The 14949-nt window shown below is 46.9% G+C and carries 13 protein-coding genes and 1 tRNA gene; 7 read left to right on the top strand and 7 right to left on the bottom strand.

Features of this window, described 5'->3' with window-relative positions:
- Positions 1-866 precede the first annotated feature (866 nt).
- Together H6F72_RS18990 and H6F72_RS18985 are read left to right on the top strand one after the other, a co-directional pair.
- Positions 867-958: transfer RNA gene (locus tag H6F72_RS18990), tRNA-Ser, on the top strand.
- Positions 959-1096: 138 nt separating this feature from the next.
- The gene (locus H6F72_RS18985; RefSeq protein WP_190439166.1) at positions 1097-2443 is read left to right on the top strand and encodes an ABC transporter substrate-binding protein; all 1347 of its coding nucleotides are present in this window, start codon (positions 1097-1099) and stop codon (positions 2441-2443) included.
- 138 nt (positions 2444-2581) lie between these two features.
- On the opposite strand, the gene H6F72_RS18980 is transcribed toward H6F72_RS18985, so the two are convergent.
- Positions 2582-3517, bottom strand: coding sequence for a hypothetical protein (locus H6F72_RS18980; protein WP_190439164.1), 936 nt, complete (start codon positions 3515-3517; stop codon positions 2582-2584).
- Positions 3518-3760: 243 nt separating this feature from the next.
- The gene (locus H6F72_RS18975; protein WP_190439162.1) at positions 3761-4711 is read right to left on the bottom strand and encodes a serine hydrolase; all 951 of its coding nucleotides are present in this window, start codon (positions 4709-4711) and stop codon (positions 3761-3763) included.
- 242 nt (positions 4712-4953) lie between these two features.
- Here H6F72_RS18975 and H6F72_RS18970 point away from each other — a divergent pair, with 242 nt between their 5' ends.
- The gene (locus H6F72_RS18970) at positions 4954-5685 is read left to right on the top strand and encodes a C40 family peptidase (protein ID WP_190439160.1); all 732 of its coding nucleotides are present in this window, start codon (positions 4954-4956) and stop codon (positions 5683-5685) included.
- Here the strand turns inward: H6F72_RS18970 and H6F72_RS18965 are convergent.
- A complete protein-coding gene (locus tag H6F72_RS18965; RefSeq protein ID WP_206755449.1) occupies positions 5663-7279 on the bottom strand; it encodes a glycosyltransferase family 39 protein in 1617 nt (538 codons plus the stop codon). The genes H6F72_RS18970 and H6F72_RS18965 overlap by 23 nt on opposite strands.
- A 582-nt stretch (positions 7280-7861) precedes the next feature.
- Between H6F72_RS18965 and H6F72_RS18960 the strand changes: the two genes are divergently transcribed.
- Positions 7862-8878: a glycosyltransferase family 2 protein gene (locus H6F72_RS18960; protein WP_190439154.1), complete on the top strand. Its 1017-nt coding sequence runs from the start codon at positions 7862-7864 to the stop codon at positions 8876-8878.
- A 24-nt stretch (positions 8879-8902) separates the two neighbouring features.
- On the opposite strand, the gene H6F72_RS18955 is transcribed toward H6F72_RS18960, so the two are convergent.
- A complete protein-coding gene (locus tag H6F72_RS18955; RefSeq protein WP_190439152.1) occupies positions 8903-10042 on the bottom strand; it encodes a glycosyltransferase in 1140 nt (379 codons plus the stop codon).
- A 253-nt stretch (positions 10043-10295) separates the two neighbouring features.
- On the opposite strand from H6F72_RS18955, the gene H6F72_RS18950 reads away from it, so the two are divergent.
- The gene (locus H6F72_RS18950) at positions 10296-10865 is read left to right on the top strand and encodes a DUF6438 domain-containing protein (RefSeq protein WP_190439150.1); all 570 of its coding nucleotides are present in this window, start codon (positions 10296-10298) and stop codon (positions 10863-10865) included.
- Positions 10866-11056: 191 nt separating this feature from the next.
- Complete coding sequence (locus tag H6F72_RS18945) at positions 11057-11611, top strand: GNAT family N-acetyltransferase (protein WP_190439145.1); 555 nt, start codon at positions 11057-11059, stop codon at positions 11609-11611.
- Between the two features lie 130 nt (positions 11612-11741).
- Here H6F72_RS18945 and H6F72_RS18940 read toward each other — a convergent pair whose 3' ends face one another.
- Positions 11742-12125, bottom strand: a complete 384-nt coding sequence (locus H6F72_RS18940) for an alr0857 family protein (RefSeq protein ID WP_190439142.1) — start codon at positions 12123-12125, stop codon at positions 11742-11744.
- A 52-nt stretch (positions 12126-12177) separates the two neighbouring features.
- Positions 12178-12693: an HNH endonuclease gene (locus H6F72_RS18935; protein WP_242017019.1), complete on the bottom strand. Its 516-nt coding sequence runs from the start codon at positions 12691-12693 to the stop codon at positions 12178-12180.
- Positions 12694-13124: 431 nt separating this feature from the next.
- On the opposite strand from H6F72_RS18935, the gene H6F72_RS18930 reads away from it, so the two are divergent.
- On the top strand, positions 13125-13460 hold the full coding sequence (locus H6F72_RS18930) for a hypothetical protein (protein WP_190439136.1): 336 nt from the start codon (positions 13125-13127) through the stop codon (positions 13458-13460).
- Between the two features lie 74 nt (positions 13461-13534).
- Here H6F72_RS18930 and gntT read toward each other — a convergent pair whose 3' ends face one another.
- Positions 13535-14875, bottom strand: a complete 1341-nt coding sequence (gene gntT / locus H6F72_RS18925; protein ID WP_199299178.1) for a guanitoxin biosynthesis MATE family efflux transporter GntT — start codon at positions 14873-14875, stop codon at positions 13535-13537.
- Positions 14876-14949: the final 74 nt, after the last annotated feature.

The following is a 14949-nucleotide window of genomic DNA, read 5'->3' as shown; positions in this document are numbered from 1 at the left end:
ACTACAAATTGAGCACAGAGCTATCTCAGATCTTGGAATCACTGATTGAGTGATTCAGCATTGCGGTACCAGAAGGTTTATTAAGTTTGCTCGATAGTATACTACGTTAATTCATTTTTTTCAAAAAAAGTGAAATTGCTGGCTGCGATGGAAATTCAATTAATTTTGAATCTAAATTTTATTGCTGTTATCTAAAAAAGCGATCGCCTTTACCATTACGTATTAAATCCAAGCAACATATTAGCGAATTACAGTTAGTAAGTTCAGCGGGGATCACGCCATAATCGAACCTTTAGCTGGTTAACCATGAAAACGAGTTGTGCCTACACAGGATTTATTGGTGCAATATAGCCCATCCGTGCTAGCCGAGAGATAATCTCAGTAGAATTTAGATAAATAAAGAAAACATTAATTTTTGAGCAGCCAAATATGTTTATTAGCAACTGAAAAGTCGTGCTGGAAGATGCAGTGGGCTAGCGCTAGACTGCTTAAATTTGCTAGGTCATGGTCAACTCTAATTATGAGTTGAGGAATAGAAGGCGCGATCGCTGGCGTTTAGCAGCATAGCCACCCAAGCAAATCCAAACTGTATCACTCTGAACAATGAGCGATAGACATTTAGCTTCGGCATGAGTTGCAGTGAGGTCAACAACAACCAGTTTTGCTGGCAGATGCCCGGTAACTGACCAGAATGAACTTTTTAGACATTCTCTGCAAAAAAATAGTCAAATAATTCCAACAGTACGGTAGAATGATTGAGCTTCATGGCTACGGCTTGCCGCAGAGCCAGCAAACTATCTACCGAAAGTTATAGGTTGCTGTGTTCATTCTGAGAAAAGTCTGCTATGATAGTTTACCGTCACCCTGGAGAGGTGGCTGAGTGGTCGAAAGCGGCAGATTGCTAATCTGTTGTACGAATCGTAAGACCGTACCGAGGGTTCGAATCCCTCCCTCTCCGTTCAAAAAGAACATTCAAGACTGAGGCTCAGGACTATCTGGGTCTTTTTTGTTTGTAGCGCTCTGCTCGCAACAAACTTGAGTTTCCCCAGCAATTCAGTCATGATTCATTTGCACCATAGAAGAGTACTAGGTCCAAATGAAAAATTTTGCTTCAGCAAGTGGTCTGAGGCCTCGCCTAGCAATCACTTTAGCCATCACAACTTTAATTACAGGTTTACTCGCGACTGCCTGCCAAGATGCTACCAACACCAATCAAGGCAACCAAGGCCAGACGAGCTCGACGGGTTCGACTCCCGCAGCCTCTACTGCTAATGCTAAGGGCTTGAAAATTGGTTCTTTGCTGCCCGCTACAGGGGACTTAGCGCCGATCGGCCAGGCCATGCTAGCTTCTGTGCCCTTGGCCGTGGACCAAGCCAACCAATGTGGGGGCGTGAATGGTGAACCTGTGACGCTGGTAGCAGAGGATGATCAGACTGATCCCACCGCAGGTGCTGAAGGGATGACCAAACTGGCTGAAGCAGATAAAGTTGCTGGTGTAGTCGGCTCGTTTGCTAGTAGCGTTTCTAGTGCCGCTGTGGATGTAGCGGCTCGCAACAAGGTGATGCTGATTTCACCGGGAAGTACGAGCCCTGTGTTTACAGAACGGGCGAAAAAAGGTGACTTTCAAGGGTATTGGGCTCGAACCGCACCCCCCGATACCTATCAAGCCAGAGCTTTGGCGAAGTTGGCGAGCGATCGCGGCTTCAAGCGAGTTTCAACGGTCGTGATTAACAACGACTACGGCGTTGGGTTTGAAAAAGAATTTGTGGAAGCCTTTAAGAAACAAGGTGGCACCGTAGTCAATGAAGCCAAACCCACCCGTTACGACCCTAAAGCCACCACCTTTGAAACGGAAGCCGCCGCTGCTTTTGGCGGTAAACCCGATGCGGTCGTGGCTGTGCTTTACGCCGAGACAGGGAGCCTACTGCTGAAATCTGCCTATGAGCAAGGCTTGACGGAAGGAGTCCAGGTTATGTTGACCGACGGCGTCAAGAGCGATGAATTTCCGAAACAGGTAGGCAAAACGAGTGACGGCAAATTCATCATTACCAACGCGATCGGGACAGTGCCCGGAGCTGATGGCAAGTCTCTGGACGCATTAGCTAAGCTTTGGCAAGAAAAGAAAGGACAATCCGTCAGCGCCTACGTACCGCACTCTTGGGATGCGGCAGTGCTGTTGATGCTAGCGGCGGAGGCAGCCAAGGCAAATACGGGGGAAGGGGTGCAGAGCAAGTTGCGGGATGTAGCTAATGCGCCCGGCACAGAAGTTTCGGATGTTTGTGAAGGGTTGAAGCTACTGCGTACTGGTCAAGATATTAACTACCAGGGTGCTAGCGGCAACGTGGATATTGACGAAAACGGGGATGTCATCGGTAGCTACGATGTCTGGAGTGTCAAAGATGATGGCACGTTAGCCAATATCAGCAAAGTGAAGCCTGAATAAGGGAGCCTTAGAGAAAGGGAGAGTCAAGCGATCGCCCTCAACCTGAAAGAAAATCAAGCACCTAAAACGGAACCCCCTGCCAGCTAACCACAGCTTCAGGGGGTTCAATTAACTTAGGCTCACTCAGCGAGCAAGACCTTAGCGAGAAGTGAAGTTATAGCCAACGCCTAGTAGCAGACCAATATCCGTATCATCAAACACGGCAGCATTGACAGCAGCAGTTGCAGTGAATTGTGGGGTGAGAGGCACATCAACACCGCCAGTCAGCAACAGTCTGACTACATCACTATCTCCAGTTGTAATCGCGACACCTGCACCTACATAAGGAGCGGCTGAGATGCCAATCTCATCAGCGGTGTAGCTGGGGAAGTCTAGTGTGACTGGGATCAAGATATCTGCATCATCCCCGATCATCACGGAAGGTCTGACCGAAATGGTTCTGGTTAAACCAATTTTGCTGAGGACTGTGAAATTCGTATCGCCCAGAGCGGTATCTCCAGTAATGCCCACGTTAAGACCGACACCGACGTAGCTAGAACCAGAACGAGTGCCACGACCAGGCTCAACAGATTGAGCAATTTTTGGTGCTTCTGCTTCGGCGGTAGGCACTGCCGCTTCATCCGTGGTAGGAGCGATCGCTGGTTGCTCGTTCAAAACTTGAGCAGAAGTAACAGTGGTTCCAGGAACGGGGGCTGTCTTAGCCGTCTCTACAGACATCTCTGGAGACATCTCCGTAGACATTTCTGCGGATGCTTCTGGTAGTGCTTCTGTCGCTGCCAATGGAGCAGCAGCTTCTACTTGAGCGGCAGCAGAACTAGTAGACTCCGTGTGGTTGGCAAACAACGTCGGCGCAGTGGCGCTGAAAGAATAAGTATTGGCAGACTCAGAAACTTGCGTCGCAGTAACTGTCGTGTCAGCCGTATCAGGCTGGGTCGCTACTTCTGGCTGAGCAGACGGCGTTGCTAAAGTTGCCTCAAGGGAGGTAGTGGTTTCGGCTTGAGCTGACAAGGTACCACAAATCACCAATAGAGCGCTGAGGCTGAGTAGGGAAGAAACGCGTCTAAAAAAAGTCATATTCACAAGCACTCCTCAATGTATCTTGAACTAAAACTTAGGCCAACCTAAAGCTTTAGCTAGCTCTCGTTATCTTTCGCTATAGGTAAATGTATCGGCAAATTGACCGCCATACCGCTAATTTAGGGAATTTTGAACAATTTTGCCACTTCCTAAGACATAGATTCTGTTTTAATTTGTTTTGAGAGGATTACTGGCTTGTAGCCAGTTTTACCAGCATCCAGCAACTTCTAGGGGATAATCTTAAGCACTGTCAGCCGCGATAGAAGCGATTGCAGCGGCAACTTGCTGCGACACAAATGGCAGAATCGCTTCGTTCTGGCTATGGGCTTTGCCTTCCGTAAAAACAACTAGAAGATAAGGCCGCTTCCCAGCAAGCTCAACATAAGCAGCGTCATGCCGCACTTGACTGGTTAAACCTGCTTTTGACCAAACCTGGGCTGCCTGAGGTAAACCTCCGCCTAAGAAGCCAGTAACTTGATTTTCTGGATCAGCCGCTAGGTCGTTCGGGTCGAGGCTGCGCTTCATTAAGGCCATCATGGCTTGCGATCGCTCGGATGACACCGCTACCCCCCCCACAATGCTGTGTACCAGACGAGCTGATGCTTCTGTCGTCAGCATATTGCGGTTTTCCATCAGTTCTCCTAAAAACGCCCGCTCGCGGCCATAGGCACCATCACACCAAGTTTTCTGGTTGAGATTGATGGTTTCTAGTTCTGGCCAACCCAACGATTGAAAATAGCGGTTGACTAGATTGCGCTGCTGTTTCCAGGTTTCGAAAGGGCCAAGGGGTAGTTCTGGGCCACTAGTTGTGCCAGTCAAAACATCAACTACCAAGCTAGTGGCATCATTGCTAGAATCCACAATCATGTCGCGGGCGGCTCGCTCTAACTCGGCTGACGGCTGAATCATGCCTTTTTCTAGCCATTCATGCATTGCCACCAAGTAGAACAATTTCACTACACTCGCTGGATAGATTCGCTCCACTCCTCGATAGCTAAACCCTCTCACGGCATGGTTCCAGAAGGCATCTGGACTCAAGGCACCTCCAGTATTGACGGAGACTGGGGGATCATAAACTACCCAGGTAAGCGCGATTTGGTTGCGAGCCAATCCGGGAAACTCGGCCCAAGTCGTTTCTAGGACGCGATCGCCCAGGGTTTCAAGTTGTTCGTCTTTACGGAAAAATGCCATTGTGACTCGATGGGTAACTTAATAGAGGAATAGGATATAGCAGTCCTAAAGGATTTATCAGGTTGGTGGAGTGTGCCTCTAACAACCCATTTGAGATTGCTCTAGCAGTATCACTTATACCAGTCCGACTGACTCTGGGTAGCGGCTCGAATCAGCAGTTTTTCGCGGCCTCTGGTTTCAGACCCGATTATGCATAAAACTAAGTGATTACTACTAAGTGCTTCTCTCCCAATTTTTGATTCATGGTTTCTCTCACCGATTTACAAGCAGCTTTCGAGGCTAGCTCCTCTCAGCCAGTAGAGTATCAGTGCCAAGCTCACTTAAACCTTTACGACGGACCAGAAAGCGATCGCTTAGCCACCCAAGCGGCCAAAGGCAGGCATTTACAGATCCTATCGATTCCAACGGCAACAAGCTCTAATGGTGCGACAGCTATCCCAGTGCGCTTGTGCGAGGACGACTACCCCGGCTGGCTGCGAGTTGAAGATGTTGCGGAACTGGCAATTGCAGCCACAGCGTATCAAGCGATCGCTTTGAGCGCAGCAGAAATTCAAACTCGACTACCAGAGGCGATTGCCTTTACCTATGCAGCGATGCAGCAAGCAAACTATTATCTCTGGGGTGGCACTGTGGGACCGAATTATGATTGCTCTGGATTAATGCAGGCGGCTTTCACCTCTGTGGGTATCCAGCTACCAAGAGACGCTTATCAGCAAGAAGCATTTATTCAGCCTGTGGCGATCGAAGAGTTGCAGCCAGGAGATTTAGTTTTCTTTGGCTCTCCTGCCAAGGCAACTCATGTGGGCTTATATGTTGGGGATCATTCCTACATCCATAGCTCAGGTAAAGAGCAGGGCCGAAATGGTATTGGCATCGATCGCCTGTCTGAGCAAGGAGATATTGTGAGCCAAACTTATTATCGACAATTACGAGGTGCAGGCCGTGTAATGGCTAGTTATCAACCGCAGAGTTGAGTTGGATGCGGTAAAGATAATTGCGATCCTGAAACCATTGCGACTGTCCTACTACAACTGTAGTTTTGTAATCGCTTGGCTGGTTCATTTGCTCTAGCAACTGAAGCAATTGTTTTGAAGGAGAGTATAGAAAAACATATTTAAATTTCTGGACTGAGTTTTTTAGCTCAGTCTGAAAATTTTGCTCTTCTAGTCTTGACCTCTCAAATAGTTGAAATTGAGTTTCAGGCTTTAAAAGATAGCTTAAGGGCAATACAAAAGTAAGGTTGCTATCGCTAATAATCAGGGGTTGAGGCGCTTGATTGATTAGTGGTGCCACTTGTAAGTTGATTGAGCTAGAACCCTTCCACCAGTCTTTGGCCTGAGCGCTAGCGGCACAAGACATGATGCCAACAGAGAGTAAAACCGCAAAAATAGAGCGCCATAGTCGTTGCTGGCTTACTTTTACCTGGACCCTAAAAAGTTGTTGAGTGAATAAGTAAGCAACCGCTAGATGGACACCTAAATAAGAAGGTACTAAATACCGAGAGAGAATCGATCGCCTCCCTCCCCAAATCAAGTCAGGAATTATTTGGGCTAAAGCTGTACTACCAATTAGTAGTAAGACAAATAGCCAAACTTTCTTGGGAGCATGGCGGCAAAGAAAATAAATGGCATATAAAACTAGAACCAGAACAGCAAAAGAAACAAGTTGATTAATTTTAGGATCGTTGAAATCCGAAAAAATACTACTTAAGTTAGCTTGCCAATAAGTAAAGCGTTTAAATAAACCAATCTTGAAAGAAGCTACCCAACTAGTCGTAGTTTTCACCCGACTAGAGCTACTTAAAATCACCCAAATCCAAGGAGTAAAAGTAATACAGCCACAGAAAGAAGCAATTAAGTAGAATATTGTAGGTTTGCTTTTGAGTTTTTCAGTCAGTAAAACGTATAATCCGTGGGTTAATAATACAAAAACAAAAAATAAATGGGTATAAAGCCCTAATGCGATCGCTGCTGTGTAAATTATCCAACTATTTCTCGATAAAGTACGTAGTCCCCGAAGCAGTGAGGCACTAGATATTAGAATAAAAACCGTCCATAAACTATACTGACGTGCCTCTTGAGCCAGCATTAAATAAAAAGGAGAAACTGCAACAAGGGCGATCGCAATCCAACCCGATAAAGGACTCTCGAATAACTCTATACAAAGCCAGTACAAAGCAGGAAATATAAAGAGACTGACGAGAGCAGACAAAACTCTAGCACCAACAGGATGATCTAACCAATCTATCCAAAATCGGCTAATTAAGTAGTACAGAGGAGGATGCTCTGGATTACCCGCCAAAGCCTTGACAGTATCAGAAAAGCTTTTTTCTAAACTAGGATATTGATATCGTTGGATTTCCTGATTGCTAATAATCTTGCCGTTGTAAACTTGGTCAGTAAATTCTTGGCTAGTATAACCTTCGATTCGAAGAATACCCCGCACTTCATCAACAGTGTAAACCTTCTGATCAAGTTTAATAAACCGAAAAATAATACTCAAGCTCAAAGTTAGAATAATTAAAGCCTTAAACCAAGTGAATGATGAAAACCATTTGGAGAACGTCATAACGAGTGGCTGCTTAAGAGAGTATTAGTCTTTCGTGATTCTTTTGCCTATCAAGCTTGAAAGCAGAATATGTCAATTAAAAAGTAAATGTAGTTGATTGCATTGACTGTCTTCTCCTTCGTGCAGTTTACTTGAAATAAATTGTAGCTTCATCGCATTAATGAGGAGTGCTTATCAATTAACTGAATTTCAAAACTTAATCCATGCTCAGATATAAAAAAACTTCCTGTCTTGGCGTTAAAGATTGCAAGAGAATAGTAGTTATTATTCTGGTTTTTGTATTGATTGATGCGATTTACGAATCAATATATGTTCTGGCCGGATTTTGTTTAATAATTTCTTGCTTGTTTTAGTCGCTTGTTTACACTAAACTAAGCAAACATCTTATTCGAACATATTAAATTGGTTCTATAGTTTCACAATGACTTTATTAACTCTTTAACTCAGTTAGCCGTTCTGAGAAGTTTGTGAGACTGTAGTGAATAAGCTAACAGCCAATCAGTTAATGCCGGGATACTGATAGCATTGCCGCAAGCCATCTTTAGGTATCTTGAAGAGTCAAGAGGATTAGTAATTACCACAATGAGCAACTTACTTAGCACCCGCTCTCAAGCTTCGAATCCTGCCTTCTCTAATCCGACACCTCAAGTGTCCGTCATCGTGCCGATTTACAATGAAGTCCAGAGTCTCCCTCACCTAATCGAAGCGATCGCCACGGCTGTCACTGAGAGCCAGATTAGTTATGAAATTGTGTGCGTGGATGATGGCTCCAGTGATGGCTCGACTGATTTGCTCAAGCACCTAGCCCAGGCTCGGACTGATTTGCGGGCTGTCATCCTGCGACGTAACTATGGGCAAACAGCAGCGATGTCAGCTGGCTTCAAGCATGCTACTGGTAAGGTGCTGATTACATTGGATGGCGATTTGCAGAACGATCCAGCCGATATTCCTCACTTGCTGGCTCGTTTAGATGAAGGATATGACTTGGTAAGTGGCTGGCGCAAAGCAAGGCAAGACGCGGCTTTGACTAGACTCCTGCCTTCCAAAATTGCTAACTGGCTGATTGGCAATGTAACTGGAGTGAAACTGCACGACTACGGCTGCTCGCTTAAAGCCTATCGAGCGGAACTCGTTGCAGACATGAATCTCTACGGAGAACTACACCGTTTCTTGCCAGCCTTAGCTTTTATTGAAGGGGCACGGATCACTGAAATTCCAGTGCGTCATCATGCGCGGCGCTTTGGTCAGAGTAAGTATGGTTTAGGTCGGACCCTACGAGTCCTGATGGACTTGTTTACCATCTTCTTTATGAAGAAGTTTTTGACTCGCCCAATGCATGTCTTCGGCACCTTTGGTCTGGCATCAATGATAGGTGGTGTACTGCTGGGCAGCTATTTGACGTTTCTGAAGTTAGGTTTGGGACGAAGCATTGGCGATCGCCCGTTGCTGATTCTGGCGGTGGTATTGTTCCTGGCAGGAATCCAGTTATTTAGTTTTGGTTTGCTCGCAGAACTGCTGATGCGGACTTATCATGAATCTCAAAATAGACCTATCTACCGGGTGCGTGAAGTCGTAGGCACAGAGACAGAAACTGTTTAGCGATCGCTAAATCAAAAAATTTCGCTACGCAAAGGAATCGCGTTCTGGCTCGACTCCGATCGCATGGTGGGCATCGAGGGCTTGAGCGATAAACCATTGCAACCTGTCCACAAAAACAGATTCGGCAAATTCTTCAGCCCGCTCAATACAGGCAACGGAGGAGAACCGGAGTCCTTCAAACTCATTGAGTGCATCCACCAAGCTTTCGACTGTGGGTTGAGGAAAGAGTATTCCAGTTCGGTAATCTAACACCACTTCTCGCAGTCCACTTTGCTGGGACGCAATGACAGGGATACCATGTCCCATGGCTTCAACGGCTTCTCGGCTAAAGTCAGCACTGCTACAAGGAAAAACTAAAGCTTTGGCTTCTGCATAGAGGCTGGGCAAAGCCTCTTCGGGAGCTTCTCCTAAAAATTTCACCTCAGGGCCAGCCAGACTACGGAGTGAGTCTAAATATTCCGCATCATGGCCTGTGCCTACAATCCACAGGGGGCGATCTAGCTGCGTGCAAGCTCTAACTACCAGCTCTACTTGCATTTGACGAGTTAGCTTGCCGGCATAGAGGTAGTAGCGATCGCCTGCCTGACCTTCGCCATGTACTTTAATCGGGGGTGGAATCACCTCTGCTGGACGGTTATAGAACTTACTAATGCGGCGAGCGGCAGTGTGGGAGTTGGTGATGTAGCGATCGACTCTTTGTGATGCATAAAAGTCATATTGCCGCAAGCGAGTATCCAACCAAGTGTCATACCAGTGGAGAGATTGGGGGTGCGATCGCAAGCGTTCCCATAGATGGCGAGGCGGTGTGTGGCAATAACTAACGTGTAGTGTTTCAGCTCTGGTCAAGACTGATTTACTCACGAAATCACCAGACGAAGAAATCACTAAATCAAATTCAGATAGGTCTATGTTTTCCCAGAGGTAGGGAAGCAAGCCCCTCCAGCGATGAGGATGAGCAATGCCAGGTAGCTTTTGGGCAAATGTGGTCCGCATATCCCAGCCTGCAAAGCGTTTTGCCTCAGTGCCTAATTGCTGATAGTCCACAAAAGCCGTGTAAAGTGGTGCGTCTGGATAAAGACGATGGATAACCTGGAGCAACCGCTCTGCATCTCCATACTCACGCAGGTAGTCATGCACCAAAGCGACTTTGATGTTGGCTGCCATCCTCTGCTACTCCCCTCGCCTTAATTGCTAGCAAACATCGCCGATCGCAGATGCTTCCTGGTTACTTAGTTACTTATAGCAAGAGCTGAAGTAAAGCGAGTAGGTTGAACTATGCCCTTGCTGGGCGATCGCTTCATTAGCTGGCCACAATCTCGTTACCAAATTTATCCATTTAGAGCAGCCTATCGGGCGGAACGTGCAAGCGCGAAACGGATTCTTAATCAGTAGCGATCGCTTTAATGGAGGAACTGTAATGCGATTCCCAATGTTTTTGAGTCTGGGTTTGCTGCTAGCCTTAAGCCCCAATGCTTTAGCTACGTCTGCTGCTATGTCTCCGTTCTTAATAGCTGACGATTCAACTTTGTCAGCTCAACTCTTCTCGCAACCTCGCCGTGGAGTTCGGCAATCTGTGGTTACTCTAGAGCGAACCGCTTGTTTTGGGTTCTGCCCAATGTACAAGCTAACTATCTACGCTGATGGCAGAGTTATTTATGAAGGGAATCAGTTCGTCAAAGTTAAGGGAATTAAAACTACTCGAATCAGCCCCCTGAAGGCTAGACAACTAATGCTGGAATTTCAGCGGATGCAATACTTCAACTTGCAAGATCGATATGAAGGCGGCTCTACGGACGCTCCTTCGGCGATTACTTCTTTCCAAATGGGTCGTAGGTTTAAAACGGTACATCATTACCTAGCCTCACCGGATGCGCCTCAAACGTTGACAGATTTAGAAGCCAAAATAGATGCGACTGTCAACGTGCAGCAATGGATTGGTACAGAGAGCGATCGCCAAAAAACAAAATCAATTCAGTGGTATTGCTAGTTACATTAATGTTCCGGGAATTTTAGGGTGAGCTTCCACAATCAATCGCAGGTAGATGGTAGTGACTATCTAAATTGGTGCTGAATAGTACTTAAAAAACTCAGCGATCGCGTCGCGACGCCAACCTCCGATGAGACTATTACCCTCCCTCTAAAACTCGGCAGTACAAATATTATCAGTCTCACTACTGCATGGACATCCAGATCCGTCTAGCTCGACCAGAAGACCTCGATCGCGTGATTGAGTTACAAACCCAAGCTCTAGAAATCCTCAGTTCTGCTAACTACAATGCCCAGCAAATTCAGGCATTGGTTACAGGACAAGCAGCTTGGCGGGGACGCGATGAGGTGATCTTTCTGGCGGAGTCCGCAGGTGAGCTAGTCGGTTTCTCTGGTTTGTCAACGCAGAGACCACAAATTACCGCAGTTTATACCCATCCTCAGTTTGCTCGACAGGGGATTGGAACTCAAATTTTACAAGCACTAGAAGCAGCCGCGACCGAAAAAAGATATCCCTCCATTTGGGTCATCTCATCGCTCACAGCTGTTGCTTTTTATCAAGCCAGAGGCTACAAGCTACTTCGCAAAGCTGGCTTTCGGGCTGAGGGAGGTGAGTGGATTGATTGCGTTGTATTAGACAAGCAGCTTTTCTCAACTGCTAACCCAGCAAAACATTCTAGCTATATCCCTCTGATCATGTTGATGAGTTTGTTAATAGCAGCTTTGATTTTGGCGTTGCTTCGGTAGCATTAGCGATCGCAAAGTTGGCACTGCATATTCTAGGAGCTGAAAAAAGAGAGCAAAAAATTAGAGAGGGTAGCCATCTATCCTCTCTAATCGCACAAATTTAGCTTTGCTGTTGGTTTAGACCAGCCGCTCATAACAAGAACGAAACTTGCGTTTGGCTGACTTGCCAGAGCTTGTGGAGTAGAAACTCTAGGCGATCGCTCATTACGGCAACGAAGATACCTTCATGAGCATCGACTTCTGGGGCGATCCACATACCGCGCAAGCTGACCTCAACGTAGTCATCACAGACTGAGCAGAGCGCGATCGCCTTTCCTTCTCGCCGAATTGCAGCTTCTAGTATTGGTAACTCAGGGAGATCCGCAGGCAGCAAAAAGGCAGCTCGGCTGGGTTCCAGATGCAAGTTCTGAGACATCCGTAGCGCTAAGATGGCACGTCGGGCTACTAGCTCTTCGGGCGATTGAGCTAGCCGCTCTAAGTACAAACCCATGTCAGTGTAGGTGAGTTTCAGCATGGAGGTTTCCTCTGGTGCATACCATTAAGGGCGAGGATGCGATTCCTCTGTTCTAGTCAGTGTGGGCTTGCCAGAACTGTTCGGCAAAGGCGATTGTGGGATGGATAGGCGCTTTGGGTTTAGTTCGGAGGGTCATGCCTGCTTCATGGGGAGTGCGGTCTCCTTTGTGCTGATTACACCGTTCGCAGGCTATAACTACGTTGTCCCAAGTGTGTTTTCCGCCTTTTGATCGGGGAAGAATGTGGTCGATCGTCAGACGCTTTGTGCTGCCGCAGTACTGGCAGGTGTGGTGGTCTCGCCGCAATATCTCTCTGCGACTCACAGCAGGAATTTTCCAGAGCCGTTCTGTACTGGCAACCGTGAGGCGAATGTGATTAGGTACATAAAAGATCGCGTTGGGAGAACGAACTTGCCAACCTGCCGTATCTTCTGCTGTATCTTCTAAGAGCATCGGTTCTGCTTTGCCGATGACCAAGAGGGAAATTGCCCGCTTGATATTGATGCGGCTGAGGGGGAGGTAGTTCTTGGAGAACACCACCACCGATTGATCTAAAACACTCGTTGTCATCCTCACGGTTTGACTCCTCATACTAAAAACCCCCACTTCTGCTGGGTAGAAGCGGGGGCTGGAAAACACTACTGGTGGGTTTTCTAGTTTTGTATGGGTACAGCATCTCTCACCTGTACCTCCCGCTTCGTAGCTCTACCTCGTTTTGGAGGCCAAGCTGATCATTAATGCCATCAAATGCTCGTTGCGATCCTGCCAATCCTTTGCCTACCCCCGTTTCTGTTATCGATAGGCCATAGCCTGCCGCAAACAAAAATTCCACGGGCATGTTGCTCGGGTTCCAACTGCTGATGCAATTGGCCGTATGCCGTGGATTGTGGGTGGTGGGTAAAAGACTCACTGAAGACTCGCTCAACCGATAAATTTGCATTTGACTGTTTACATACTACACTTGTATTACAAGCATGTCCAGATCTTGGAGGAAAAAAATCATGCATACGATTACTCGCACCCCCACCACCGAAATGGAAGTTACCAGCATTCGTTTGGAACGGGAGCTAAAAGAGCACCTGAAAGAATTGTCAGGCAATCAAGGCTATCAGGCATTGATTCGGGATATTTTGTGGGATTTTGTCCAGCAGAAATCTGGTAACTCTCAGCCCCAAATTGCACTCTCAGATATTCGGGCCAGCGTCGATGCCACAGCTCAACAGGAAGAACGCTGCGCTCTGACAGGCAAGGTAATTCGACCGCAAGAAGCAATGTTATTAGGCTTTACCACCAAAGGAGAGATGGTGCCTTTGAGTATAGGAAGTTTATCCAGATAAATTTTATATTGGTGTATTGGCGATCGCTTTCGGTGGGTTGGGTTTCGCAAAGTTCAATCCAACCTGCCGAACAATCAGCAGCCTTTCAATTTCTCAACTGAGCGCAGAGACGCAGGAACTTGCTGACCCAATGTCACTGCCCGCACGACCATAAACAAAGCCAAAGCTAGCCACAACAAATGACTGTTCTGCAAGTACCAAGCCGCGATCGCCACAGGTGCAAACCCAACTAGAGTCGCTACGACGACTGACTGCCGCAGTATTTTCCCTTCCGTTAAGCCAATAAAATAGCCATCCAGCATATAAGCAATCGAGCCAAAAGCTAGGACAGGTAACAGCCACACCACATATTGATTGATGCGCTCTAGAACATCTCTGTGGTTGGTGAGTAGTCCAAAAAAGAGATTGGGATTGAGGATAAAGGCGATCGCAAATCCTAACCCAAACACGAAACTGGTTCCACCAGAGATGCACAGCAACAACCGTAATTGCTCGTTGGTGCCTTGACCCCGAAAGATTCCTGCCAAGCTCTCGGTGGCAAAGGCGAGACCATCAATAAAGTAAGCCGCCAGCGTTACCACTTGCAGCAGGACCGTATTGGTTGCCAAAACGTTGGTGCCAAAGGTAGAACTGAGATTGGTAAAAACAGCGAAGGTAGAAATCAGTACAAAGGTGCGGATGAGAATTTCACGATTCAGGGTGAAGGCTGCTTTAAGGGCGATAGGTTCCCAAATTTTAGGGGCGATCGCCTGTATCTGCGACCAACGGAACTCTCGACATACAAGCCACATGCCAGTGAATAACATGAGATATTGGCTTAAGGCGGTAGAATATCCTGCTCCTGCACTTTCCCAGCCCCAACGCACCACAAAGAAATAATCCATGAAGGAATTCGTCAGGTTGCTAATGGCAGAGAGTAACAGAACCTTGCCACTCTGCTCTCGCCCTAAAAACCAACCGATGAGCACAAAGTTAATCAGTGTGGCTGGAGCGCCCCAAATTAAGGCGTTGTAATAAGCTTGGCCCGCGAGTTTGACCTCTGCTGTGGCACTGAGCAGAGTAAATCCAATGGCTCTCAATGGCAACTGTAAAAGGAGAATTACTAGCCCTATCCCTAAAGCTACTAATCCATGCCGCAAACCCACTAGGAGGGCTGAATCGCGATCGCCCCGTCCAATGGCTTGAGCAGTCATCCCAGTGGTGCCCATGCGGAGAAAGCCAAAGGTCCAATAGAGATAGTTGAACAATACTGTCGCCAATGCCACTCCTGCCAAATGTTGAATCTCGGCTAAATGACCCAAAAAGGCGACATCTATTAATCCTGCCAATGGCACCATCAAATTAGAAAGGATATTGACGATCGCCAACCGAGAAAAACGACGTAGAAAATCAGTAGTTGATAGATTGGTAGACATCAATGGAAGCTACTCGGTAGAACCCAATTTTTAAAGGATAGATTCAGAGAGGAAAACTATACCTAATTAATAGT

It is taken from the genome of Trichocoleus sp. FACHB-46, from assembly GCF_014695385.1.
Lineage (GTDB): Bacteria > Cyanobacteriota > Cyanobacteriia > FACHB-46 > FACHB-46 > Trichocoleus.
Note: the sequence above shows the minus strand (reverse complement) of the source record. Positions and strands in the feature narration are given on the sequence as shown.

What these genes read in the sequence shown, in the direction of transcription:
- H6F72_RS18955 (WP_190439152.1), bottom strand. Translation starts at nt 10,042, where the DNA reads ATGGCAGCCAACATCAAAGTCGCTTTGGTGCATGACTACCTGCGTGAG.
- H6F72_RS18975 (WP_190439162.1), bottom strand. Translation starts at nt 4,711, where the DNA reads ATGGCATTTTTCCGTAAAGACGAACAACTTGAAACCCTGGGCGATCGC.
- H6F72_RS18970 (WP_190439160.1), top strand. Translation starts at nt 4,954, where the DNA reads ATGGTTTCTCTCACCGATTTACAAGCAGCTTTCGAGGCTAGCTCCTCT.
- H6F72_RS18960 (WP_190439154.1), top strand. Translation starts at nt 7,862, where the DNA reads ATGAGCAACTTACTTAGCACCCGCTCTCAAGCTTCGAATCCTGCCTTC.
- H6F72_RS18930 (WP_190439136.1), top strand. Translation starts at nt 13,125, where the DNA reads ATGCATACGATTACTCGCACCCCCACCACCGAAATGGAAGTTACCAGC.
- gntT (WP_199299178.1), bottom strand. Translation starts at nt 14,875, where the DNA reads ATGTCTACCAATCTATCAACTACTGATTTTCTACGTCGTTTTTCTCGG.
- H6F72_RS18980 (WP_190439164.1), bottom strand. Translation starts at nt 3,517, where the DNA reads ATGACTTTTTTTAGACGCGTTTCTTCCCTACTCAGCCTCAGCGCTCTA.
- H6F72_RS18985 (WP_190439166.1), top strand. Translation starts at nt 1,097, where the DNA reads ATGAAAAATTTTGCTTCAGCAAGTGGTCTGAGGCCTCGCCTAGCAATC.
- H6F72_RS18950 (WP_190439150.1), top strand. Translation starts at nt 10,296, where the DNA reads ATGCGATTCCCAATGTTTTTGAGTCTGGGTTTGCTGCTAGCCTTAAGC.
- H6F72_RS18945 (WP_190439145.1), top strand. Translation starts at nt 11,057, where the DNA reads ATGGACATCCAGATCCGTCTAGCTCGACCAGAAGACCTCGATCGCGTG.
- H6F72_RS18935 (WP_242017019.1), bottom strand. Translation starts at nt 12,693, where the DNA reads ATGACAACGAGTGTTTTAGATCAATCGGTGGTGGTGTTCTCCAAGAAC.
- H6F72_RS18965 (WP_206755449.1), bottom strand. Translation starts at nt 7,279, where the DNA reads ATGACGTTCTCCAAATGGTTTTCATCATTCACTTGGTTTAAGGCTTTA.
- H6F72_RS18940 (WP_190439142.1), bottom strand. Translation starts at nt 12,125, where the DNA reads ATGCTGAAACTCACCTACACTGACATGGGTTTGTACTTAGAGCGGCTA.